The 22969-nt window shown below is 33.2% G+C and carries 23 protein-coding genes and 1 other annotated feature (1 of these 24 cut by a window edge); of the genes, 10 read left to right on the top strand and 13 right to left on the bottom strand.

What is annotated here, in order from left to right; all coding sequences use genetic code 11:
- Positions 1-285, top strand: a binding site (T-box leader); it begins 59 nt to the left of the window's first position.
- A 55-nt stretch (positions 286-340) separates the two neighbouring features.
- The 4 genes from trpE to HZR23_RS05655 are packed head-to-tail and all read left to right on the top strand — an operon-like array spanning position 341 to position 3703.
- The gene (trpE, locus tag HZR23_RS05670) at positions 341-1750 is read left to right on the top strand and encodes an anthranilate synthase component I (protein WP_132848465.1); all 1410 of its coding nucleotides are present in this window, start codon (positions 341-343) and stop codon (positions 1748-1750) included.
- Positions 1751-1765: 15 nt separating this feature from the next.
- Complete coding sequence (locus tag HZR23_RS05665; protein ID WP_132848466.1) at positions 1766-2341, top strand: anthranilate synthase component II; 576 nt, start codon at positions 1766-1768, stop codon at positions 2339-2341.
- Positions 2334-3350 (top strand): anthranilate phosphoribosyltransferase, encoded by a 1017-nt coding sequence (gene trpD / locus HZR23_RS05660; RefSeq protein WP_132848467.1) that lies wholly within the window; start codon positions 2334-2336, stop codon positions 3348-3350. Before HZR23_RS05665 ends, trpD begins: the two co-directional genes overlap by 8 nt.
- Entirely contained in the window at positions 3347-3703 is a 357-nt protein-coding gene (locus HZR23_RS05655; protein WP_132848468.1) for a beta/alpha barrel domain-containing protein, read from the top strand. The genes trpD and HZR23_RS05655 overlap by 4 nt, the downstream gene beginning before the upstream one ends.
- A 1-nt stretch (position 3704) precedes the next feature.
- Here the strand turns inward: HZR23_RS05655 and HZR23_RS16920 are convergent, their stop codons facing one another.
- Together HZR23_RS16920 and HZR23_RS16915 are read right to left on the bottom strand one after the other, a co-directional pair.
- On the bottom strand, positions 3705-4199 hold the full coding sequence (locus HZR23_RS16920; RefSeq protein WP_249536750.1) for a transposase: 495 nt from the start codon (positions 4197-4199) through the stop codon (positions 3705-3707).
- Positions 4200-4402: 203 nt separating this feature from the next.
- Positions 4403-5239 carry a hypothetical protein gene (locus tag HZR23_RS16915; RefSeq protein WP_213050336.1) on the bottom strand — a complete coding sequence of 279 codons (837 nt, stop codon included), beginning with the start codon at positions 5237-5239 and terminating at the stop codon, positions 4403-4405.
- 142 nt (positions 5240-5381) lie between these two features.
- Here HZR23_RS16915 and HZR23_RS05645 point away from each other — a divergent pair, with 142 nt between their 5' ends.
- Genes HZR23_RS05645 through trpA form a run of 4 tightly spaced genes read left to right on the top strand, consistent with a single transcriptional unit; the run spans position 5382 to position 8393 of the window.
- Positions 5382-5819: an indole-3-glycerol phosphate synthase TrpC gene (locus HZR23_RS05645; protein WP_132847459.1), complete on the top strand. Its 438-nt coding sequence runs from the start codon at positions 5382-5384 to the stop codon at positions 5817-5819.
- A complete protein-coding gene (locus HZR23_RS05640; protein ID WP_132847458.1) occupies positions 5809-6429 on the top strand; it encodes a phosphoribosylanthranilate isomerase in 621 nt (206 codons plus the stop codon). The genes HZR23_RS05645 and HZR23_RS05640 overlap by 11 nt, the downstream gene beginning before the upstream one ends.
- A complete protein-coding gene (gene trpB / locus HZR23_RS05635) occupies positions 6416-7585 on the top strand; it encodes a tryptophan synthase subunit beta (RefSeq protein WP_132847457.1) in 1170 nt (389 codons plus the stop codon). Before HZR23_RS05640 ends, trpB begins: the two co-directional genes overlap by 14 nt.
- Before the next feature lie 22 nt (positions 7586-7607).
- Positions 7608-8393: a tryptophan synthase subunit alpha gene (trpA, locus tag HZR23_RS05630; RefSeq protein WP_165913607.1), complete on the top strand. Its 786-nt coding sequence runs from the start codon at positions 7608-7610 to the stop codon at positions 8391-8393.
- A 41-nt stretch (positions 8394-8434) separates the two neighbouring features.
- Here trpA and HZR23_RS05625 read toward each other — a convergent pair whose 3' ends face one another.
- The gene (locus HZR23_RS05625; RefSeq protein WP_132847455.1) at positions 8435-8920 is read right to left on the bottom strand and encodes a dUTP diphosphatase; all 486 of its coding nucleotides are present in this window, start codon (positions 8918-8920) and stop codon (positions 8435-8437) included.
- Between the two features lie 200 nt (positions 8921-9120).
- Between HZR23_RS05625 and argH the strand changes: the two genes are divergently transcribed.
- Positions 9121-10512, top strand: coding sequence for an argininosuccinate lyase (argH, locus tag HZR23_RS05620; protein ID WP_132847454.1), 1392 nt, complete (start codon positions 9121-9123; stop codon positions 10510-10512).
- 56 nt (positions 10513-10568) lie between these two features.
- On the opposite strand, the gene cls is transcribed toward argH, so the two are convergent.
- From cls to HZR23_RS05575, 9 genes are all read right to left on the bottom strand, one after another.
- Positions 10569-12008, bottom strand: coding sequence for a cardiolipin synthase (gene cls, locus HZR23_RS05615; protein ID WP_132847453.1), 1440 nt, complete (start codon positions 12006-12008; stop codon positions 10569-10571).
- A 16-nt stretch (positions 12009-12024) separates the two neighbouring features.
- Positions 12025-13221: a patatin-like phospholipase family protein gene (locus HZR23_RS05610; protein ID WP_132847452.1), complete on the bottom strand. Its 1197-nt coding sequence runs from the start codon at positions 13219-13221 to the stop codon at positions 12025-12027.
- A 114-nt stretch (positions 13222-13335) separates the two neighbouring features.
- Positions 13336-16854: a pyruvate:ferredoxin (flavodoxin) oxidoreductase gene (gene nifJ / locus HZR23_RS05605; protein ID WP_132847451.1), complete on the bottom strand. Its 3519-nt coding sequence runs from the start codon at positions 16852-16854 to the stop codon at positions 13336-13338.
- A gap of 379 nt (positions 16855-17233) precedes the next feature.
- Positions 17234-18160 (bottom strand): sensor histidine kinase, encoded by a 927-nt coding sequence (locus tag HZR23_RS05600; protein ID WP_165913606.1) that lies wholly within the window; start codon positions 18158-18160, stop codon positions 17234-17236.
- A gap of 28 nt (positions 18161-18188) precedes the next feature.
- Entirely contained in the window at positions 18189-18644 is a 456-nt protein-coding gene (locus HZR23_RS05595; RefSeq protein ID WP_132847449.1) for a hypothetical protein, read from the bottom strand.
- 23 nt (positions 18645-18667) lie between these two features.
- Positions 18668-18790: a cyclic lactone autoinducer peptide gene (locus tag HZR23_RS05590; protein WP_132847448.1), complete on the bottom strand. Its 123-nt coding sequence runs from the start codon at positions 18788-18790 to the stop codon at positions 18668-18670.
- 18 nt (positions 18791-18808) lie between these two features.
- The gene (locus tag HZR23_RS05585) at positions 18809-19411 is read right to left on the bottom strand and encodes an accessory gene regulator ArgB-like protein (protein WP_132847447.1); all 603 of its coding nucleotides are present in this window, start codon (positions 19409-19411) and stop codon (positions 18809-18811) included.
- 166 nt (positions 19412-19577) lie between these two features.
- Positions 19578-20969, bottom strand: a complete 1392-nt coding sequence (asnS, locus tag HZR23_RS05580) for an asparagine--tRNA ligase (protein WP_132847446.1) — start codon at positions 20967-20969, stop codon at positions 19578-19580.
- 178 nt (positions 20970-21147) lie between these two features.
- Positions 21148-22077 carry an ABC transporter ATP-binding protein gene (locus HZR23_RS05575; RefSeq protein ID WP_132847445.1) on the bottom strand — a complete coding sequence of 310 codons (930 nt, stop codon included), beginning with the start codon at positions 22075-22077 and terminating at the stop codon, positions 21148-21150.
- Between the two features lie 252 nt (positions 22078-22329).
- Here HZR23_RS05575 and HZR23_RS05570 point away from each other — a divergent pair, with 252 nt between their 5' ends.
- A complete protein-coding gene (locus tag HZR23_RS05570; protein WP_132847444.1) occupies positions 22330-22521 on the top strand; it encodes a hypothetical protein in 192 nt (63 codons plus the stop codon).
- 43 nt (positions 22522-22564) lie between these two features.
- On the opposite strand, the gene HZR23_RS05565 is transcribed toward HZR23_RS05570, so the two are convergent.
- A complete protein-coding gene (locus HZR23_RS05565) occupies positions 22565-22864 on the bottom strand; it encodes a DUF2325 domain-containing protein (RefSeq protein ID WP_132847443.1) in 300 nt (99 codons plus the stop codon).
- Positions 22865-22969: the final 105 nt, after the last annotated feature.

Here is a 22969-nt window from a genome sequence, read left to right as displayed (position 1 = left end):
GTGAAAGGTCCGGTACAAAGGTATAGAAGGAATGGATCTATGAGATGCTAGGTGAATTATAGTAGCCGATGCCGTGTCCTCACGTTATAGAGGTATGATATCGAGTTTTAAACTCTGTATCTGATTAAGTGAGCAAATGCTTATAAGCATTGGGTGGCATAACGAAATTCAGCATTTCGTCCCAAAAGGGATGAAGTGCTTTTTATTTTCTTACGACAATCCCAAGGTCTATAGCAATTGCTAAATTGGGTGGCACCGCGATTTAACGACCATTTCGTCCCATATATGGGATAGGAATGGTCTTTTTTATTTATATTTTTAAGTGAAGGGAGAATTTAAAATGGATACAACTCAATGTCTTATACCCTATATTAAAACTCTATCGGGAGATAGGGATACCCCAATTACTTTATATGAACGATACGTAAAGGAAGCCCCAGGCTTTCTTCTAGAAAGCAAGGACCCTATAAGAGGGAGATTTTCCTTTATAAGCAAGTATCCTAAAACAATTATTAAAGGTTGTGGAACAAAACTATCAATTTTTAATGAAGGCAATGAAGTGAACCTCACTGGAAATAGCTTAGACCTAATTAAAAATTACTTAAGTAATTATTTAGTCGAAAATAAGTCAAATATTCCGTTTATTGGTGGAGCTGTAGGTATGATTGCTTATGACATAGTTAAGCAACATGAAAAATTACCTACTACTAATATGGATACATTAAAGCTACCAGATATTCATCTTATGGTTGTTAAGGAAGTCATAGTATACGATCACTTTCATAGTCAAATACACCTAGTTGTTTTAGAGGAAAATTCAGAGTTAGGTAAGCATAGGGGGCTCTCAAGATTAAAAGCTATTGAGAAAGAGCTTTCTACCCAATTAAATTCCTCATCTACTCTAGATAAAACAACACCTACATTAAATGTAATAGAAAATTTAGATAGTTTTAAGTACGAGTTTATTGAGAAAGTAAACAAAGCCAAAGATTACATTAAAGAAGGTGATATTTTTCAAGTAGTTCTTTCTCAAAGATGGTGTGTAGAAACTAATAAAAAGCCCTTTACCTTATACAGACAGCTTAGAGAAATTAATCCATCCCCCTATTTGTTTTACTTTAATTTTGGTGATTATCAGTTAGTTGGTAGTTCTCCTGAAATGCTAGTTGAGGTTCGAGGTGACAATGTATACACTTGTCCGATTGCAGGTACTAGAAAAAGAGGAAAAACAAAGGAAGAGGATGAGTATTTAAAAGAAGAACTTTTGAATGATTATAAAGAGCGGGCAGAACACGTCATGTTAGTAGATTTAGCGAGAAATGATATGGGGCGAATTTCTAAAATTGGTTCTGTTAAAGTAACAAACTTTATGGATGTCCATAATTATTCCCATGTTATGCATATTGTTTCAACGGTTGAAGGAATTAAAAAGGAAACGGAAGATAGCTTTTCAATTCTATCTCATTTTTTACCTGCCGGAACCCTTTCTGGAGCTCCTAAAATACGTGCTATGGAAATTATAGAAGAACTTGAAGAGGAAAAACGAGGGCCCTATGGGGGTGCCGTTGGATACTTTAGCTTTGATGGTGACTTAGATATGTGTATCGCTATACGTACTATGGTTATTAAGGAAAACAAAGTATTTCTACAGGCTGGTGCTGGAATAGTTGCTGATTCCATCCCAGAAAATGAATATGAAGAATGTAAAAACAAAATACAATCCTTAGTTAAAGCAATTGAATTTTGTTAAAGAGGAGGAATTTCTGTGATTCTATTAATAGATAATTATGATTCTTTTACCTATAATCTATATCAATATTTAGGTGTATATGATGAAGTTAAGGTGTTTAGAAATGACAAATTAAAACCTAGGGATATTTTAAATTTATCCCCAAGTAAAATAGTTATTTCTCCTGGCCCTAAATCTCCTAAAGAGGCAGGTAATTGTATTGAGATTATAAAGGAACTGTCACCACATATACCTATTCTTGGAGTCTGTTTAGGGCATCAGTGTATTGGAGCAGCCTTTGGGGCAAATATCACTTATGCTAAGGAATTATATCATGGTAAAACTAGCTACATTACTCATAAGGGTAAGAGTATTTTTAGGGGTATTATTAGTCCTTTAACAGTTACGAGATATCACTCTTTAGTGGTGGATCAGAATACATTACCAGATTCCTTTGAAGTATTATCATCTACCACTAATGGTGAGCTAATGGCAATACAGCATAAGGAATACCCTTTAATCGGCCTTCAATTCCATCCTGAGTCTATAACAACTGACTGTGGCAATAAAATTATTGAAAACTTTGTTAAAGGGGAGTGCTTCCATGATTAAAGATTCAATAAATAAATTAGTCCATGGTATTAGCTTATCAGAGTATGAGATGACTGAAGCTTTAAATGAGATTATGAGCGGATTAGTAAGCCCAACCTTAATAAGTAGCTTCTTAACAGCTCTTAAACTAAAGGGAGAAACAATAGAAGAAATCACCGGTGGAGCTAAAGTTTTACGAAAAAAGTGCTCTTCAATAGATTTAAATGATCTATACACAATTGATACCTGTGGTACAGGTGGTGATAATAGCAATACTTTTAATATTTCAACAGCCGTAGCCTTTATAGCTGCATCCGCTGGCATACCAGTTGTGAAGCATGGCAATCGTTCTGTTACAAGCAAAAGTGGATCCGCAGATGTTTTAGAAGCCTTAGGAGCGAATATTTATCTATCCCCCACTCAAGTAGAGCACTGTATTTTAAATCACAATTTAGGATTTCTATTTGCACCAAATTTCCATTCTGCGATGAAGCATGTGGCAGAGACTCGAAAGGAACTGGGATTTAGAACTATTTTTAACATTTTAGGACCTTTGTCTAATCCAGCCTCTGCGAAAGCCCAAGTACTAGGAGTATTTGAAGAAAGTCTAACAGAGCCTTTAGCTCACGTTCTTAAAAACCTTGGAACAAAGCATGCATTAGTCGTGCATGGTATGGATGGTATCGATGAAATTACTGTAACTACTGATACAAAAATAACGGAGCTTAGAGAAAATAAAATATTTACTTACTATTTAAATCCTAAAGATTACGGATTCACTCTTTGTAAACACGAGGATTTAAATGGTGGTGATGCAAGAGAAAATGGGAAGATCATAAAATCAATATTTTTAGGGGAACAAGGCCCAAAGCGTGACATCTTGCTACTTAATAGCGCTGCGGCCCTTTATATCGGAAGGAAGGTTGATAACTTTAGAGATGGCATTACTTTAGCCTCTAATTTATTAGATAGTGGTGCAGCTTATAGGAAATTAACAGATTATGTTGAAGAAACGAGGTTATTATTATGATTTTAGATATGATTGTTAAAAAGAAAAAAGAGACTGTTAAAATACAAAAACAACGTTTTCCACTTCCAATTTTATTAGCTAGTATATCTAATATTAATCAGCCTAATAGCTTTTATGAATCAATCTCAAAGGATGGCTTATCTATAATTGGTGAAGTTAAGCAGGCCTCTCCTTCTAAAGGAGTTATAAGTGAGCACTTTAATATTAGACAAATAGTTAAGGACTATTCAACTAGCGTTAACTGTATTTCAGTATTAACCGAAGAACACTTCTTTAAGGGAAGTCCTAATTATTTAAAAGATATATCAGCTATGACCCAGCTTCCTCTTCTTAGAAAAGACTTTATAGCATGAGTTATGCAATTGACTCCATATACTGGGAATTTTGCACAGTAAACCAACCTAACAATAAATTCTTCGGCCAAAATTTATCAATAAGTCTTGCAAATTGCCTAACTTCTGTGTCAAAATGTACTTGTATAGTTTGAAAGCATTGCTGTGCTTTTATAACGATACGGTATGTGGCGTTGAAAAAGTTTCGGACCATTTCGCCGTGGGTGAAGCCTTCTTCAGCGCCTTTATTATTGAGTTCCCATCTTGCATAGACAAGTAAAGTTTCTGCTGTAAAAATGAGCTCAATATGGGCGTAATGATGACTTTCCGACGTTGAGTGGCAAGAATTCAACCCCAGTTCTTGTTTTGCAGTTCTAAAAAAAACCTCAATGCTCCAACGCTTAATATATGCATCTAAAGCTTCTTCAGGATTATCGACCCTATTACTAATCAAAAGGTAAGCCCCACGATATGTAGCCGCAACCTCTTTGTTTTTCTCAAATTCATCCTTCATCATTTCAGTATCTTCTTTGAGTCTTGTAGCTACAACTGCTTTTAAATAGGCGTATAACGATACTTAGTTACTACTTTACCCTGCTTTCCAACTAAACGGTAGGGTAACTTGATATAAATATTAGGTATGGATATAGCACTTACTTTATCTTTTAAGACCACTAATAAGAAGTTTGAAAAAAACTTCTTTAATAAGCATTGAAGGCTTTACAGGGATAAAGCGTTCTCGGCCTGTAATATTCTCAATTTCTTTTCGATAAAGTGCTGTATTACGTTTTGCCTTAGTAACCCAATCATATTGATGATCTGTGAGCCAATTAAAAAGTCTTTGCATAAAAACCGGCGGTCCATGGCAACCCATAGTACCCCTGTGTAAATCCGGCGAATATCCATTAGCATTTCTTTTGAAAGATCTATTTTTGTCTGTTTTTCATCGCTATTTTCTACCTTACGCCAAATACGCCAAAACAATGGATATTTAAGTCCGTTCTTTAATACAACAGTTGTAGCAACTATATTCATACACCAGATATTTATTTTAATGGAGCTATCATATAACCAACAAAGGAAAGGGATTTTCTTTCCATGGGCATGAGCCACCTTTGTATCATCAAGTACAATAACATCTCCTTCAGTAAATGCAGTTTCTTCTTCTTGTTGTAGTCTTTGTACTCTTTTAAAACTAAATAAACCCCAATTATAATCAGTTGTAAAAAAGCGGCTAAAGGTATATTGAGCCATTTTAAGATTCCGAAACATCGGTTGTAATAAGCTATCCTTAGTAGCATAATCAGAAATACGTGAGACAGAATTTTTATTAGCAATAAGTCCTACCACATAAGCAAAAGCAATAAGCCAAGTGGGTACACCATTACGTTTTACAATACCCGATTGCGTAAGCAGAAGTGAAAAATCAAATTTATCCCAAATTGCTTTTAAAACTGGCGTTCCGCCCCCATTTCCTTGTTGTAAATTTCTATATTTCGGTTTCCCAAGAGTCATATTTATCACCCATTCATCAAGAGTAATGGCTATTAATACCATTCACTTTGATTATTGGGGCGGGTTTAAAAAGTCAAGTCTTTTTTGCTATTTCAAGACATATAAAACAAAAATATTTTTTAGTATATTATAATATACGATACATCAGTCTTATTTACATTTATTTACACGAACTGCATAACTCATGTTTATAGTTGATCCATACCAAATATATGAATCTAAATATTTAGGGGCAAGTTGTATACTACTAATTGCTTCAATATTAGATGAGAATAAATTGAGGCACTTTAATAGTCTTGCCTACTCCCTAGGACTGGACACTATAATTGAAGTTCATAACAGAGATGAAATTGCAAAGGCACTATATGCAAGGGCCAGAATTATAGGTATAAATAACCGTAATTTAAAAGACTTTTCATTAAATATTAATAGAACTCTTGAGCTAAGAAAATATATTCCTAATAACATATTAGTTGTTAGCGAAAGTGGTATAAGTAACTCTAAGGATGTACAGGTTCTAAGAAAAACAAATATTGATGCAATTTTAGTCGGGGAAGGCTTTATGAAAGCAACTAATATAAAAGATAAAGCTAAGGAGCTGATTGAGGCATATGGTACCTAAAATTAAGCTTTGTGGAATTCGTACTTTAGAAGAAATAAATATTATAAATAATTTTCCTATAGATTATGTGGGCTTTGTATTTGCCCCAAGTAAAAGACAAATTTCAACAAATCACTTCGCTAGTTTAAAGGATAGTCTCAGAAAGGATATTAAGACAGTTGGGGTCTTTGTTAATGAATCTATATCGACTATTAATTATATTGTAGATAAATACGGTTTAGATTTAGTCCAGCTCCATGGAAATGAGACTGAAGATTACTGTAGATGCATTATAGCTCCCCTATGGAAAAGTATTTCAGTAAAATCAATGGAATCTGTTAATGTCTTAAATAGTTACAAATCACCCATAGGTTTTCTTTTGGATACCTATTCACCTACCTCTAGAGGAGGTACAGGAGAGACTTTTAACTGGAATTTAGTAAAAGGTATTTCAAATACCCATAATATAATTCTCGCAGGTGGTTTGAATGAACATAATGTTTGTTCAGCTATAAAAACAGTTAAGCCCCAGGTAATCGATGTAAGCTCCGGAATTGAAAAAGATAATACAAAAAATCAACAACTTATTGATAAATTTATAGGAAGGGTGATGGCAAATGATATTAAATAGAAAATTTGGTGACTTTGGGGGACAGTATGTACCTGAAACTTTAATGAATGCCCTTGAAGAATTAGAAAATGCATATTTAACCTATAGTACTACCGAGTCCTTTAAAAAAGAATATATATATTATTTAAAAGAGTATGTTGGCCGTCCAACTTCCCTCTATTATGCAGAGAGATTAACTCGTAAATTAGGTGGTGCAAAAATCTATCTTAAGAGAGAAGATCTAAACCATACGGGTGCTCATAAGATAAATAACGTTATTGGTCAAATTCTATTAGCTAAATATATGGGTAAGAAGAAAGTTATAGCAGAGACTGGAGCAGGCCAGCATGGAGTTGCAACTGCCACCGCAGCAGCCTTATTTGGTATGGAATGTACCGTGTTTATGGGCGAGGAGGATATACGTAGGCAAAAGCTTAATGTATTCCGTATGGAACTATTAGGGGCAAAGGTTGTTTCAGTTACCTCTGGTACAAGAACTTTAAAGGACGCAACTAATGAAGCCATTAGAGAGTGGGTTGCTAAAGTGGATGATACCTTTTATATTATTGGCTCTGTTGTGGGACCTCATCCATATCCCCTTATGGTTAGAAACTTTCAAAAAATTATAGGAGAAGAGACAAAAAAACAGGTTTTAGAGAAGGAAAATAGGCTTCCTAATACCCTCATCGCCTGTGTAGGTGGTGGAAGTAATGCTATGGGTCTATTTTACCCGTTTCTTGAAGATACTGAAGTTGAAATGATTGGTGTTGAGGCTGCAGGCTTAGGCATAGATACTGAGCACCATGCAGCTACTCTAACTAAAGGTAGTATAGGAGTACTCCATGGAATGAAAACCTATTTACTTCAAGATAGTGAAGGACATATTCTTCCAGCCCATTCTATATCTGCAGGTTTAGATTATCCAGGAATCGGGCCAGAGCACGCTTTTTTAAGGGATAGTAAAAGAGTAAAGTACCACTCTATTACAGATGAGGAAGCTTTGAATGCCTTTGGCCTTTTGGCAAAAACAGAAGGAGTTATTCCTGCTTTAGAGAGCTCCCATGCCTTAGCATATGCCTTAAAACTTGCCCCTACAAAACATAAATCTCATATTATAGTTATTAACCTTTCAGGCCGTGGTGATAAGGATGTCCATACAGTTTTGGAGAATATATAAAAAAGTGGAGGAGGAAAACAAAATGAATATAATTGAAAACACTTTCAAAAAATTAAAGTCCTTAAATAAAGTAGCTTTTATACCTTTTATTGTTGCGGGTCATCCTACTCTAGAGAAAACCGAAGAGCTTATTTTACTTCTAGAGCACGAAGGTGCTGACATAATAGAAATTGGAATACCTTTTTCCGATCCCTTAGCTGATGGGCCAGTTATAGAAAGTGCAGCTCAAAAATCCATACTAAATAGTACAAAAGTAAATCAAGTCTTTAACTCAATATTAAACCTACGGAAGAAAACAAATATTCCAATTGTTATATTAGTTTATTTTAATACAATACTAGCAAGTGGAGCCTCTGGGTTTATTGAAAAATGCCTAAAAGCAAATGTTAACGGCCTAATTATTCCAGACCTACCCTACGAGGAAAGAGATGAGCTTTTAAGTTTAATAAAAGAAACAGATATCTCACTCATACCTTTAGTAACACCTACTTCTAATAATAGGATAGAAAAAATAGTTAGTGACTGTAAAGGCTTTGTATATTGTGTCTCCTCCCTCGGGGTAACTGGAATTCGCAAGGACTTTAATAAAGACTTAAGCTCATTTTTAAATAGTGTACGTCAATATACTGATCTTCCTTTAGCACTTGGATTTGGAATCTCCAATAAAGCTACTATTGATGAACTAAAAACCCATGTGGATGGAATTATTGTTGGCTCTGCCTTAGTAAATAAAATTGAAGAATCTAATTGTAATTTAGAAGAAATAAAAGAGTTTATAAAAGATATGGTTTCACCTCTTAAGAATTAAATTATCATATTAAAAAATACAGCATACAAATGCTGTATTTTTTAATACCCCTCTGCTTGTCGCTTATGGTTAATTTCATTCTTCATCATATAAGATTTGAAAATATCTTCGTAACTAAATCCTAATGAATGACTCAGGGACAGAAAATCTGTAAACAACGCCAAATATTTTTCATCTGTTAAATCCTCTTTAATTTGTATAGTTTTAGAGAATACAGACTGAAAATGATCTACTAAATTACCTTCTTTCGGTGTAACTTCAATATTTGTAAATACAAATCCATTATCAAGCCCAATACTTAAAATAAAATGTAAACAATCTACATATTCTTCAATAATCTTTTCCTTTTCAGAAGGACCTTTTAAGCTCCAAAACTTAAAACATCTCGTTTCATTTGCTAGCTCTCCTAACTCAACTAAAAGCGCCAATATTTTAGATGAAGTTAAATCCTGTTTATATAAATTATGATTGGCAGCAATTTTTTTGTCTAATTGACTTTGGATATAAAACAACTGATGAAGTTCCATCACAAACCTCCTTAAATTAAGCTGAATAATTACTCATTATTTTAACATAAGGAGTATGGTTAGAAAAGTAGCTCTAGGTTAAATTTTTAATTATTTATGCATATTTATTCAGTTGACTTTTATAGTTATGTAATATAGTCTATTTGTATATAATAATCAATGAATTTAAATGTCTTATGCTAAGGAGGAAATATTAAGTTATGAACAATCAAAATGAAAATAAAGCCCTTTGGAGTGGAAGATTTGCTAGCTCTCCAGCGGAAATTATGCAACAATTTAGTCAATCTATAGATATGGACTGGCGTTTCTATAAACATGATATTATCGGAAACAAAGCTCAGGCAAAAATGTTAACACATATCGGAATTTTAACAACCCAAGAATTAGAGCAAATATTAAGTGCCTTCGATGAAATTGAAAAGGAAATACATGATGGTACTTTAATACCTAAAATCGCTTTAGAAGATGTACATATGAATATAGAGGCTCGTTTAATTGAAAAATTAGGTCCTCTAGGAGCTAAAATACATACAGGCAGATCAAGAAATGATCAAGTTGCAACGGACTACAGACTATTTATGAAGGATGCAATTTTGCTTATTCAAGAAAAGATGACGGCCCTACTAAAGATATTAATTGAGAAGGCAAATGCTGATGTAGATATCATTGTTCCTGGTTTTACTCACTTACAGCATGCACAACCCATCTCTTTAGGCCATTATTGGATGGCATATTTTTGGAAATTCAATAGGGATTTAAAAAGGTTTACATCTGCCTATGAAACTACTAACTTTAGTCCTTTAGGCGCTGGAGCCTTAGCAGGTTCTACCTTGCCTATAGATAGAGAATTTACAAAAAATGAACTAAACTTCGCCTTTATAACTGAAAACAGTTTAGACACAGTTTCAGATAGGGATTATTTATTAGAGTTTCTATTTGCTGCATCTACCTTTGCTTTACACACTAGCCGACTGTGCGAAGATTTAATTATTTGGGGAACTTCAGAGTTCAACTTTATAGAACTTCCTGATGCATTTTGTACTGGTTCTAGTATGATGCCAAACAAGAAAAACCCTGATGCCTTAGAAATTGCCCGTGGGAAAACCAGTGGTATTTTGAGTAGCCTTTACGATTTGATGGTTAATATGAAGGGATTACCCTTAACATATAATAGAGATCTCCAAGAGGACAAACGTCCTGTTTTTCATTCAATCGAAACAGTAAATATTATTTTAGATGTTCTAACTCCATTAATTTCGGAAATACAAGTTAAAGAAGAGGAAGTGAAAAAACATTTAAATAAGGGGTTCTTACTAGCTACTGACGTAGCAGAATACTTAGTTCTAAAGGGAGTACCTTTTAGAGATACTCATCATATCGTTGGAAACCTAGTTCAATATTGTATTAGAAACAATAAAGACTTAGAAAATTTAACTATTGAAGAGTGGAAAAATCATCATGAAATATTTGATAATGATATTTTCGATATTCTTACTCCAGAATCTGCAGTCGATCGTCGATCTACTTACGGTGGTACAGCTAGAAGCGAAGTTAGAAGACAAATAGAAAAAGCCAAATCTTTATTAAAATAAGACTTAAAAAGTGGACATTTGAACTGACATTTGTCCACTTTTACTTATATTACCGATTAAAGTATTGGTGAGAATAACCTTGCTAAAGATTCCTTCATTCTATCAAAAACTGATCTCTTGCTTAATTCTTCTAATGTTATTTCAGTACTATCCTTTAAATCTTCAAAATAGTGTTTTTTCATCTCAGCACTAATTTCACTATTATAAACGAAAGCATTAACCTCAAAATTTAGTTGAAAACTTCTAATATCTATATTAGTTGTACCTATTGTCGTAAAATCATCATCTATGACAATTGTTTTACTATGAATAAATCCTTTCTTATACTGATATATTTTAACTCCTGTTTCTAGTAATTCCATGTAATATGATTTAGATGCACAGAAAACTGTCCTATGATCCGGCTTATGAGGCATTAAAACTCTAACATCTACGCCTCTTAATGCAGCGGTTTTTAAGGCAAGTAATATTGATTCGTCTGGAACTAAATATGGTGTAGTTATATATATGCACTTATTTGCAGAGCTTATAGCAGTAAAAATACCTTGGTGTATTGATTGCCAATAAACATCCGGTCCACTAGCAGTTATTTGTACTGGTGTTATCCCGCAATAACCTTGACTTGGAAAATACTCTTTGCTTTCCAATTCTTCCTTACTTACGAAAAACCAATCCCTAAGAAATATTACTTGCAAGACATATATGGCCTCTCCAGTAATTTTTAGATGTGTGTCTCTCCAAAAACCAAACTTTTTTTCTTTTCCTAAGTATTCATCTCCTACATTTAGACCCCCTAAAAAACCTATCTTACCATCTACTACTAATACTTTTCTGTGATTCCTATAATTCAAACGACTACCGAAGAAAGGAAGAGTAACAGGCAAAAACGCCTTAACTTTAATTCCAACCTCTATCATCGGTTTAAAGAAATCTTTGTTAAGCTCCCATGATCCTACTGCATCATAGATAAGTCTAACCTCTACCCCTTCCTTAGCTTTCTTAATAAGATGCGTTTGAATCCTTCTCCCAATATCACTGTCCTTTATTATAAAGTACTCCATATGTATATGATGCTTTGCACACTTTATTGCTCTAATAATTTCCTTAAATGTTTCATCACCATTTAGTAATATCTTTACATCATTATTTGTTGTGATAGGAGAATCAGCATTATTTATAAGTAATGGGATTACCTTCTCTTTTACACTTCCATCTCCACTGTTAAGATAATCAACATATTTTAGAAAGAATACTTGCGCTCCTAATAAATTCTTTAATATTCTGTAATCCTGTTTCTGCTTAATTTTAAAAGTTTTCTTCTTTCTATGATTTTGCCCAATATATAAATATAGGAATAGTCCTAGAACCGGCACAAAAATTAATATTAATAACCAAGCTACTGTTCTGGAGGAGTTTCGATTATCTAGAACAATTAAAATACTTACGAATATTACAACTATTGTAAATAGCCATGTAAAAGAGCTAAAAGCATTCACTAATACCACCACCCGATTATATATGAATGTACGGTTCATTTAATAAAATAATATCTACAGACCTTTTTATTAACACTTTTTTATTTGGAAATATTTCAGATTTATATTTTTTTGGCTTTGTTCTATCCCCACTATTATACCTTTCAATATTTTCAACTAGCATATCAATTGTATATATATGAAAAGGATTGATTTTCTTTCTTAAGGCCATTTGCTCCAGTATAGCAAAAAATAGATCACTATACCTCGATTGTTCGTCTAAATCTAAAAGGTTAAATAGCTTGGGTATTATGCCCTCTAATAAGGCTCTTGTTAAGGACATATATTGAGGTATATTAAATAAATTACCAAGCATTATTATACTTTCATTGCTTAGGGACATAAAAAATTTAAATGCCTTTTCATCACTAATGTCTCCTAAAATATAATATTCTTTTCCTTTGAGATTCTTGAAGTGTTTTAACGTGTCATAATATCCTAGTTGGAGGTTTCTACGGGCCCGTTCCCTAGAAAAATCTAATATCTTGCCCAAATCTTGGTATGGCTTTATAAATGTTAAATTTAATTCCTTAAAACAGTTCTTTTTAATTATACCCTGACTATTTAATCTTAGAGCTATAACTTCTTTATACCCTTTTTCATACAACATATCCACAGGAAGATTATTATAGAAGGCCCCATCTAAAAATTTTTTTCCATCATACTCCTTTGATCTAAATATAGGTAAACATGAAGAAGCAAGTAAATAATCACCCATTTTACCTATTGGTACATTTTCTTTATATAATTTAAGGGGCTTTAAATCTGTTAGACATACAGTAACAAAGCCAAAATCCATATGAGAGTTACGTATAATGGCCTCCTTAAGACATTTATTCACAAGGAGTTGAAGAGGTTTACTATCTAAACCAATTCCTTTAACAACTTTTACTATTTGCTTATAAATAATATTTAGTTCCTTAGAGCTTATCCTATCATCATCTAGTACTTCATAAATTCTATCATCAACATTAAGAATCCTGTAGGGCTCCATATTGTACCATAGCTCATAGGCCAGATCATAGTCATCCTGTACCATTAATGCACCATTCAAGGCCCCCACAGATGTACCAGTAATTCCATCAAACTCAATTCCTATTTCCCTGAATGCCTTCCATGCTCCAATTTGATATGATCCTCTGGCTCCACCGCCCTCTAAGGTTAGTCCTAACATTAAAATCACCTCTTAAAATTTGCTAATGCAAATATTATGCCCCTCTTAAGTGTTATTTAATTGAAAAAAAGAGACGGAAAACTCTCCGTCTCTTAATATATTATTCAAGTATTATTATAATTGTGCCAATCTTTTGTAACCTTCGTATCTTTCTTTAGCTTCTTGCTCATTTTTCTCAAATAACTTCTCAGCTATTTCAGGGAATGACTTAGTTAATGATTTGTAACGTACCTCACTCATTAAGAAGTCTCTGAATGATGCAGTTGGCTCTTTTGAGTCTAAGATAAATGGATTTTTACCTTGATCTTTTAACTCAGGATTGTATCTGTATAAATGCCAGTATCCTGTTTCAACAGCTCTTCTAGCTTGCTCTTGAGTTTTACCCATACCAGCTTGGATACCATGAGCGATACATGGTGAGTATGCAATAATTACAGATGGTCCGTTATAAGCTTCTGCTTCTTTAATAGCTTTAAGTGCTTGGTTTTTGTCAGCTCCCATAGCTATTTGAGCAACATAAACATATCCGTAGCTCATTGCAATCATACCTAGGTCTTTCTTCTTAGTTTTCTTACCAGCAGTAGCAAATTTAGCAATTGCAGCTGTTGGAGATGCTTTAGAAGATTGTCCTCCAGTATTTGAGTAAACCTCAGTATCCATAACTAAAATGTTTACGTCTTCACCAGATGCGATAACATGGTCTAAACCACCGAATCCGATGTCATATGCCCAACCGTCTCCACCAAATACCCAAGTAGATTGTTTAATGAAGAAGTCTTTTAAATCTAAGATATCAGCAACTACTTTATTGTCTGCAGCTTCTTTTTTAAGAAGAGGTAACATTGTAGCTGTTGCAGCTTTAGAAGCTTTTGCATCGTCTTTACCAGCTAACCATGCTTGGAAAGCTTCTTTTAACTCTGCAGATATATTCATTTCTAATGCTTGATTCATATAGTTAGCAATTCTGTCTCTAATTTGAGCGTTTCCTAAGAACATACCATATCCGAATTCAGCATTGTCTTCGAATAATGAGTTTGCCCAAGCTGGACCTTTGCCTTCTTTATTTGTACAGTATGGTACTGATGGAGCACTTCCTCCGTAGATAGAAGAACATCCAGTTGCATTACCAATTACCATTCTATCTCCAAATAATTGAGTAATAAGTTTTACATAAGGAGTCTCTCCACAACCTGCACAAGCTCCTGAGAACTCAAATAATGGTTGAGCAAATTGGCTTCCTTTAACTGTTTCAATATTTGTTAAATAAGATTTATCCTCGATAGTTACTGCGAAATCCCAGTTTTCTTTTTGTGCTTCAACTTGTGGCTCAACTGGCATCATAACAATTGCTTTGTTTTTAGATGGACAGATGTCAACGCAGTTTCCACAACCTGTACAGTCAAGTGGGCTAACTTGTAATCTATATTGTAATCCTTCGAACTCTTTACCAACAGGTTTTAAGGTGTTAAATCCTTCTGGTGCTTTGCTCATTTCTTCTTCATTTAATAAGAATGGTCTAATTGCAGCATGTGGACATACGAATGAACATTGGTTACATTGTATACAATTTTCTGCAATCCACTCTGGTACTGTAACTCCGATACATCTTTTTTCGTATCTTGAAGTTTCAAGAGGGAATGTACCATCTTCTACTCCAACGAAAGTACTTACTGGTAGAGCATCTCCAGCTTGAGCATTCATTGGTCTTAAGATGTTAGTGATAAATGCTGGCTCTTCTGCAGTAGCAGCAGCTTCTTCAATAGCAACACTTCCCCAAGTAGCAGGAACGTCAACTTTTACTAAAGATTCGATTCCACGGTCTACAGCAGCGTTGTTCATTTCAACAACTTTTGAACCTTTCATTCCGTAGTCATCTACGATAGACTCTTTCATAAGTCTTACAGCATCTTCTAATGCAATTACGTCAGCTAATTTAAAGAAAGAAGCTTCCATAATCATATTGATTTTTCCACCTAATCCTAATTCTACTGCGATATCAGTAGCATTGATTGTGTAGAAGTTGATGTTGTTATCTGCAAGGTATTTTTTCATTTTAGCTGGTAACTTTGCATCTAACTCTTCTTGTGACCACATACAGTTTAGTAAGAAAGTACCACCTGGTTTTAATCCTTTTAATAAATCATATTGGTTAACATATGATTGATTGTGACAGGCAATAAAGTCAGCCTCATCAATTAAATAAGTTGATTTAATTGGTTGTTTTCCAAATCTTAAGTGAGAAATAGTAACCCCACCAGATTTTTTAGAGTCATATGAGAAATATGCTTGAGCATACATATCAGTGTTATCTCCGATAATTTTGATAGCACTTTTGTTTGCTCCAACAGTTCCGTCTGAACCTAATCCCCAGAATTTACATCTAATTGTACCTTCTGGTGCTGCAGAAATTTTATCTGTAACTTCGATTGAAGTGTTAGTTACGTCATCTACGATACCAACTGTGAATCCTTTTTTAGGAGTCTCAGCTTTTAAGTTATCATAAACAGCTTTGATTTGAGCTGGAGTAGTATCTTTTGATCCTAATCCAAATCTACCACCAATAATCATTGGTCTAACATCTTTATCGTAGAACATAGTTTTGATATCTTCTAATAATGGCTCTCCTAAAGAACCTGGCTCTTTACATCTATCTAAAACAGTAATTCTTTTTACTGTTTGTGGTAATACATCAAAGAAGTATTTTTCAGAGAATGGTCTGTAAAGGTGAACTTTAAGAACCCCTACTTTTTCTCCTTTTTTTGCTAAGTAGTCAATTGTTTCTTCAATTGCATCTGTAACTGAACCCATGGCAATGATGATGTTTTCTGCATCTGGTGCACCATAGTAGTTAAATGGTTTGTAATCAGTTCCTCTTAACTTGTTAATTTCTTGCATATAATCATTTACGATATCTGGTAAAGCATCGTAGAATCTGTTTGATGCTTCTTTAGCTTGGAAGAAGATATCTGGATTTTGAGCTGTTCCTCTTAATACTGGGTGCTCTGGATTTAATGCATTATTTCTAAATGCTCTAACAGCATCCCAATCAACTAATTTTTCAAACTCATCGTATTCGATAACTTCAATTTTTTGTACTTCGTGAGAAGTTCTGAATCCATCAAAGAAGTGAACGAAAGGTACTCTTCCTTTAATAGTTGCTAAATGAGCAACCCCAGCTAAGTCCATAACTTCTTGAACACTTCCAGATGCAAGCATAGCGCATCCAGTTTGTCTTGCAGCCATAACGTCAGAGTGATCTCCGAAAATTGATAAAGCATGTCCAGCTAATGCTCTAGCACTTACGTGGAATACTCCAGGTAATAATTCCCCAGCAATTTTGTACATGTTAGGAATCATTAATAGTAAACCTTGAGATGCAGTAAACGTTGTAGTTAAAGCACCAACAGCTAAAGAACCATGAACTGCACCAGCTGCTCCAGCCTCTGATTGCATCTCAACTACTTTAACTTCTTGACCAAACATATTTTTTTGACCATAAGAGCTCCACTCATCAACGTACTCTGCCATATTTGATGACGGAGTAATCGGATAGATAGCAGCTACATCTGTGAATGCGTAAGCTACGTGTGCTGCAGCGCAGTTACCATCCATAGTCTTCATCTTTCTTGCCATGTGTATTTCCCCCTTATTTTTTAAATTAGTGGATATTTCTATCTCAAATTTAGACAGAACAAACAATCTTGGTACTTACACGTTAATGTAATGCCAAAATAAATAACATTTCATATACATCCCATTATAAACGATTTAGTTTGAAAATTGCAATTATTTTTTAATATTAGATATCCCTGTGTTGTCTACAATTATAGGGCTATATACGTATAAGTACTGAAATCATTAGGTTTTACACTTGTTCAGTAATCTAATATAATTAGATACTAAATATGCAACATAATTATAACACAAAGTTATAAAATTAAGCACGTTAAATATTTCCTAAAAGTGTATAAAAAAAAGTCAACTTTCATTCAATTGACTTTTTGTAAACGCTTTAGTTACTTTCTGTGTACATAAGGTTTACATTTTTGAATCTAATTATAAAGTTTGTACCGTATTCCTCATCGCTAACAACCTCTATAGATCCACCGTATTTCTCAACAATATTTTTGACATTATATAGACCAATCCCTGTGCCTTCCTCACCCTTAGTTGTGAATCCCCTCTGAAACATTTTATCCATAATATGTCGCTCTATTTTGGGCCCTTTGTTAAAAATTTCAATGTTTATATCCTCATATTCCTCGTATATATCGATACAAATTTTCCTATATTCCACTGGTAGTTTTTTTACTTCGTAAATTGCATTATCAATTAAATTTCCAAAGATGTTCACTAAATCTATGGGGTTGATAGCACTTAAACGTTGTAAGTCATATAAATTCAATTCCATATCAATATTTGAGTCCTTACATTTATGAAGTTTATTTATTAATAGAGTATATAAGTATGGATGCTCCTCTTTATTAATTTCTGAAATTTCTATCTTATCAGTTTTCAAATCATTGGTAAGTTTCTGAATATAACTTACGGCCTTATCCCGATCATTAATTAACGCTAATCCCCAAATAACTTGTAGACTGTTTAAAAAATCGTGCTTTTGTGAGCTAAGTAGATCATTAGCTTCTTGCATTTGACGTAGTTTTATATCCTGAAGTTCATATGTCTTTTCCTGCTCAGCTATTGAATTCATCTCTTTAAACCAATAAAGACCTAGGCCTCCTATTGAACCGCTTAATAATAAAAGTGAAATAACCAAGTAACTTGAAGGAATAGTTTCATAGTAATCTACATAAAGTCCAAGTTCTCTATAACAGTAATGCATTACTGCTAAAAGAGAAATAAATATTTGCGATAGCAATATTAATATATAAACTTCTAATGTAGTAAAACTTTTCAGCCATTTGGTTATTTTTTTCAATAGCATTCACATCCTATTTTATTCTTAACTAAGCTCTTAACAATACCTTTTTCATGTTAATAAGTCTACCTACTAAAACCATTGTTACTAAAGGAACAATGCCTAAGCCTAAAGCTATCGCCCTGTGTAGAATGTTTTCCTCATATGATTTCATCGTTATATTTAGTAAATTCATAACCGGTAAGCTGATCATACCATCTGCAAGTATTAATACTATAAATACAATTACTGTCATAATAATACTCTGCTTAGCTGATATTTTACACAAGTATGTAAATAGTATTATGCTAATTAATATTAAAATAAATGTATGGGTACCAAATGGTACAGGTAAAAATTCATATATTCTTCTAGAAAGATATACTGAACAGCCATAAATTAATGTGAAAATCAAATGTTGCCTTCTTTCAGGCCTATAGTTTAAAAAACTTAAGGGAGCAAGACAAAAAAACCATGCATGTATAAAGTTGCTTAAGAAAATCACAATATTCCTCCTAAAACTGATTATTATTTTTTAAACTTGTTTGGTAATTCTGGTTGATAAAACGTTATAGTTGATGCTGCTGCCACATTAGTTAGAGCTAAAAAAGTCAATAGAGTTACAAATAAAGAAACTAATTTCTTTTTCATTGGTATTCCCCCTAAACTTTATTTGTGCCCAAATAACATATAAGTTATTGGCCATAGTGATACACTTTGCCAAATCAAACCTAAGCAACTGGCTAAAACAAGCTGCTGTGGCATGGTCGCTCCCCTAAAGCAAACCATCATAAAGATACCCCAAATTAAAAGAGAAATAAATGCTAATGTCTTCAATTTTTTTCTATGTACCTTGGCAGTTATAGGTTTTCCCGGTGCATCTGCCGGTGCATATAAGTAAAAACTAATGACCGCAATGCTAATCACCATAATAAACAATGTTCCTATGTAATTTGTATTTGAAATAGCATTGTTTAAATGAACAGTTATTAAACCTAGTAAATTAAAAATGCAGGCTCCAAATAGGATACACTTAGTAGGGCTGTTTGCATGTGCCCCCCCAGTAAAAGCCCGAAAAAATGCTGCAGTTATCGTAGCTACTAAAACCGTTAGAAATATGCCTAAAATATAGGCTACTCCCAAGATTGAAACAAAGCCGAGAATACTGTTAACTAATAAATTGTATCCAAATAGAATCACTTCTGTATCATCACGACTTAACTTTTGTTCTTCAGCTATTTTATTAATGAAATTAGCCTTTTCTCTAATCATTTATCTCTTACTTCTCTCCCTATTCCCATTTAATATAAAAGAAATACGCTTTGACATTATACCACATTTTAGCTTTCTAGTAAATTATTCATGCTCCTATAGAAGCAGGTCTTTATACTATAGAAAATTAAAAGCCCAGTTCATTATAATAAACTGAGCCATCAAGTTAAAACTCTGCAGTTTTTGGGGTTCTAGGATAAGATATTACATCTCTTATATTAGTAATTCCTGTCATGTACATAATCGCTCTCTCAAACCCAAGTCCGAAGCCTGCATGTTTAACTCCTCCATATTTTCTTAGATCTAAATACCACCAATAGTCTTCTTTACTTAATCCCATGGCAGTCATTCTTTCCTCTAATATGTCTAATCTATCTTCTCTTTGACTACCACCTATTATTTCACCTACACCTGGAACTAATAAGTCCATAGCCGCAACGGTTTTATTGTCATCATTTAATTTCATATAAAATGCTTTAATATCTTTTGGATAATCTGTAACAAATAAAGGCTTCTTAAATGCTTTCTCTGTTAAATATCTTTCATGCTCTGTTTGAAGATCACTTCCCCACTCAACTGGGTATTCAAACTGTTCGCCAGAGTTTTTAAGTATATCTATTGCCTCTGTATAAGTAACTTTTCCAAATTCAGAATTCACTACAAGATTTAGACGCTCTTTAAGACCTTTATCAACAAAGTTATTAAAGAACTCTATTTCATCAGGTGCATTTTCTAAAACATAATTAATAATATATTTTAGCATTTCTTCTGCTAATTCCATATCATCCTGTAAATCAGCAAAGGAGATTTCTGGTTCAATCATCCAAAACTCAGCTGCATGTCTTGCAGTATTAGAATTCTCTGCTCTAAAGGTTGGTCCAAAGGTATAAACATTTCTAAACGCCATTGCATAGGCTTCCACATTTAACTGTCCGCTAACTGTCAAACTTGTCTCTTTTCCGAAGAAGTCTTTTGTAAAATCAATATTTTTTTCTTCGTTTAAAGGCATATTATGAAAATCTAACGTTGAAACCCTAAACATTTCACCAGCGCCCTCGCAGTCACTAGTAGTGATGATTGGTGTATGTACATATACAAAACCTTTTTCTTGGAAAAACCTATGGACAGCATAAGCAGCAATAGAACGTACTCTAAAAACTGCTGAAAATGTATTGCTTCTAGGTCTTAGATGTGCAATTTCTCTTAAAAATTCAAATGAATGTCTTTTCTTTTGTAAAGGATAATCTAAATCAGCTAAGGCATCTACATTTATCTCTACAGCTTTAATTTCAAAGGGTTGCTTTGAATTTGGTGTAATTACTAATTCTCCTACGACTGTAATTGCAGTACTAATAGATAATTTAGATATTTCTTTAAAGTTACTCAAATTCTCTTCAAAAACAACTTGAACATTTTTGAAAAAACTCCCGTCATTTAATTCAATAAAACCAAAAGCTTTAGATGCTCTTACAGTTCTAATCCAGCCTTGTACTTTTATTTGTTGATTTTCATAAGAAGCAGTATCCTTAAAGATTTCTCTTATCAATGTTGCTTTCATGCTCTTACCTCCTTTTTAATGAAAAAAACCTTTCGTCACACTGCAACGAAAAGCTAGTATTTGCTATTGATATTATATTACTTCCATAAATGTATGTCAAAATATTTCATCTTTATGTTAATAATCCCCCAAAAAAAGTTTCATATACATTAATATTTAATCTTTCTTACTTTAAACTTTAATCCCTCAAAGTTCTTCCCGTCTTACTTAGGAACACGTCTTCTAACGTAGGCTCCTTTACAAAAAAAGATGTAATTACGCAGTCTAAATCTTGAGCTATTAGTAAAGTTTTTTGGAGTAAGTTAGAGTTTTTTTCACAAGTAACCTTTATTGTGTCCCCTTCAACTATTAAAGACTTAACATCCTGCATACTTTTAATAGCATCAACTAAATTATTATTAATATATTCAAAATTTATTATGATTGTATTCTCCTTAGTCATGCTTGCTTTTAACTCTTCCTTTGTACCTTGAGCTATTATGTGTCCATCATCCATAATATATATTCTATCACATAAGTACTCGACTTCATCCATATAGTGACTTGTATAAACTATAGTCATACCTTCCCTATTGAGCTTTTTAACAGTCTCTAAAATATAAGTTCTTGATTGAGTATCTATTCCGACTGTCGGCTCATCCATTATTAATATTTTAGGATTATGAAGCAAAGCACAGCCTATATTAACCCTTCTTTTCATTCCCCCGGAATATGTTTTAACTGGAGTTTTTGCCTTTTCACTCATCCCTATAATATTTAAAACTTCATCTATTTTCGATTCCAGCTCTGCCCCATTTAACCCGTATAACTTTCCGAAAAACTTAAGATTCTCATAAGCAGATAATTCAGGATATAAGGCTATCTCCTGAGGTACCATACCCAATAACCTTCTAATAGCTTTAGGATTTTTGACTATATCCTGCCCCTCAAAGATGACTTGTCCCTCCGTCGGTGGGAACAAGGTTGATATAATAGAAATTGTAGTTGATTTTCCTGCCCCATTTGGTCCAAGCAAACCAAGTATTTCCCCTTCCCTTATTTCCATATCAATTCCCTTTACGGCCTCAGTACTTTTATATAATTTTCTAACCCTGATCAACTTAATCATACTTCTACCACCCAGCCCCATTTTTTGTATTTTCTGAAAGCAATCCTATTATGTTCTCATATATTATGAATACACTATTCCCATCAAGTAAATTTGAAATAATATCTGTTTAATTCTACCATATTAGGTATAATAATAAAATTTTCAGAATTTTTCAATTTTTTAGATAATTATATTGATTATAGTATTTTCCCGTGCTATAATTAGTAATTATAAAAACTTATTATTTTTACTTTTATGGAGGTGCTTAGTTTGAAAAATAAAGAAAATTCAATGGAAAAGTTACACAAAATCAATCTACAAACATTTAATGAGAATTCAAAAAAACAAAATAAAGGTGTTAATAACATCACATATAAAGAAATAATGCCTTCTGTTAATTATTTTGGTGCAGGAAGTTCTGATGAAGATAAGAGTTTTAAAGACTTTTTCAACAAATTTTAATAACATTAAAAAAATCAGCTAATGCTGATTTTTCTTTTTTTGTTTAGTTCTTGCACAGATTACAGTTAGTACACTTTTCCATTTGAACAGCTATATCACTAATTGATCTTTTACTAAATATACAAGGAATATCTTTTTGTTTAGCCTTTTCCTTTATAATTTTAGTTATATTGTGCTCTATAAAGTCATAAAAGACAACTACCATGCCTACCTCTGCAGGAATATCCAAACTTCTCATCTTCTTTTTTCTTCCGTCCCAGTGAATATAATCCTGCACACCGTAGTTCATTAATGTATTTGGAATATTCCCTAATTTATCTGCTCCCACTAATAAAGCCTTCATACCCATTCCCCTTTATGTAACAAAATCTATGTACAAATGATAATGATTATCATTTTATACATTAAATATAACATCTTATTCATACTTTGTCAAACTATTTAGGGA

It is taken from the genome of Serpentinicella alkaliphila (assembly GCF_018141405.1).
GTDB lineage: Bacteria > Bacillota > Clostridia > Peptostreptococcales > Natronincolaceae > Serpentinicella > Serpentinicella alkaliphila.
The sequence above is the reverse complement of the archived record's forward strand: the minus strand, read 5'-3'. Positions and strand labels throughout refer to the sequence as shown.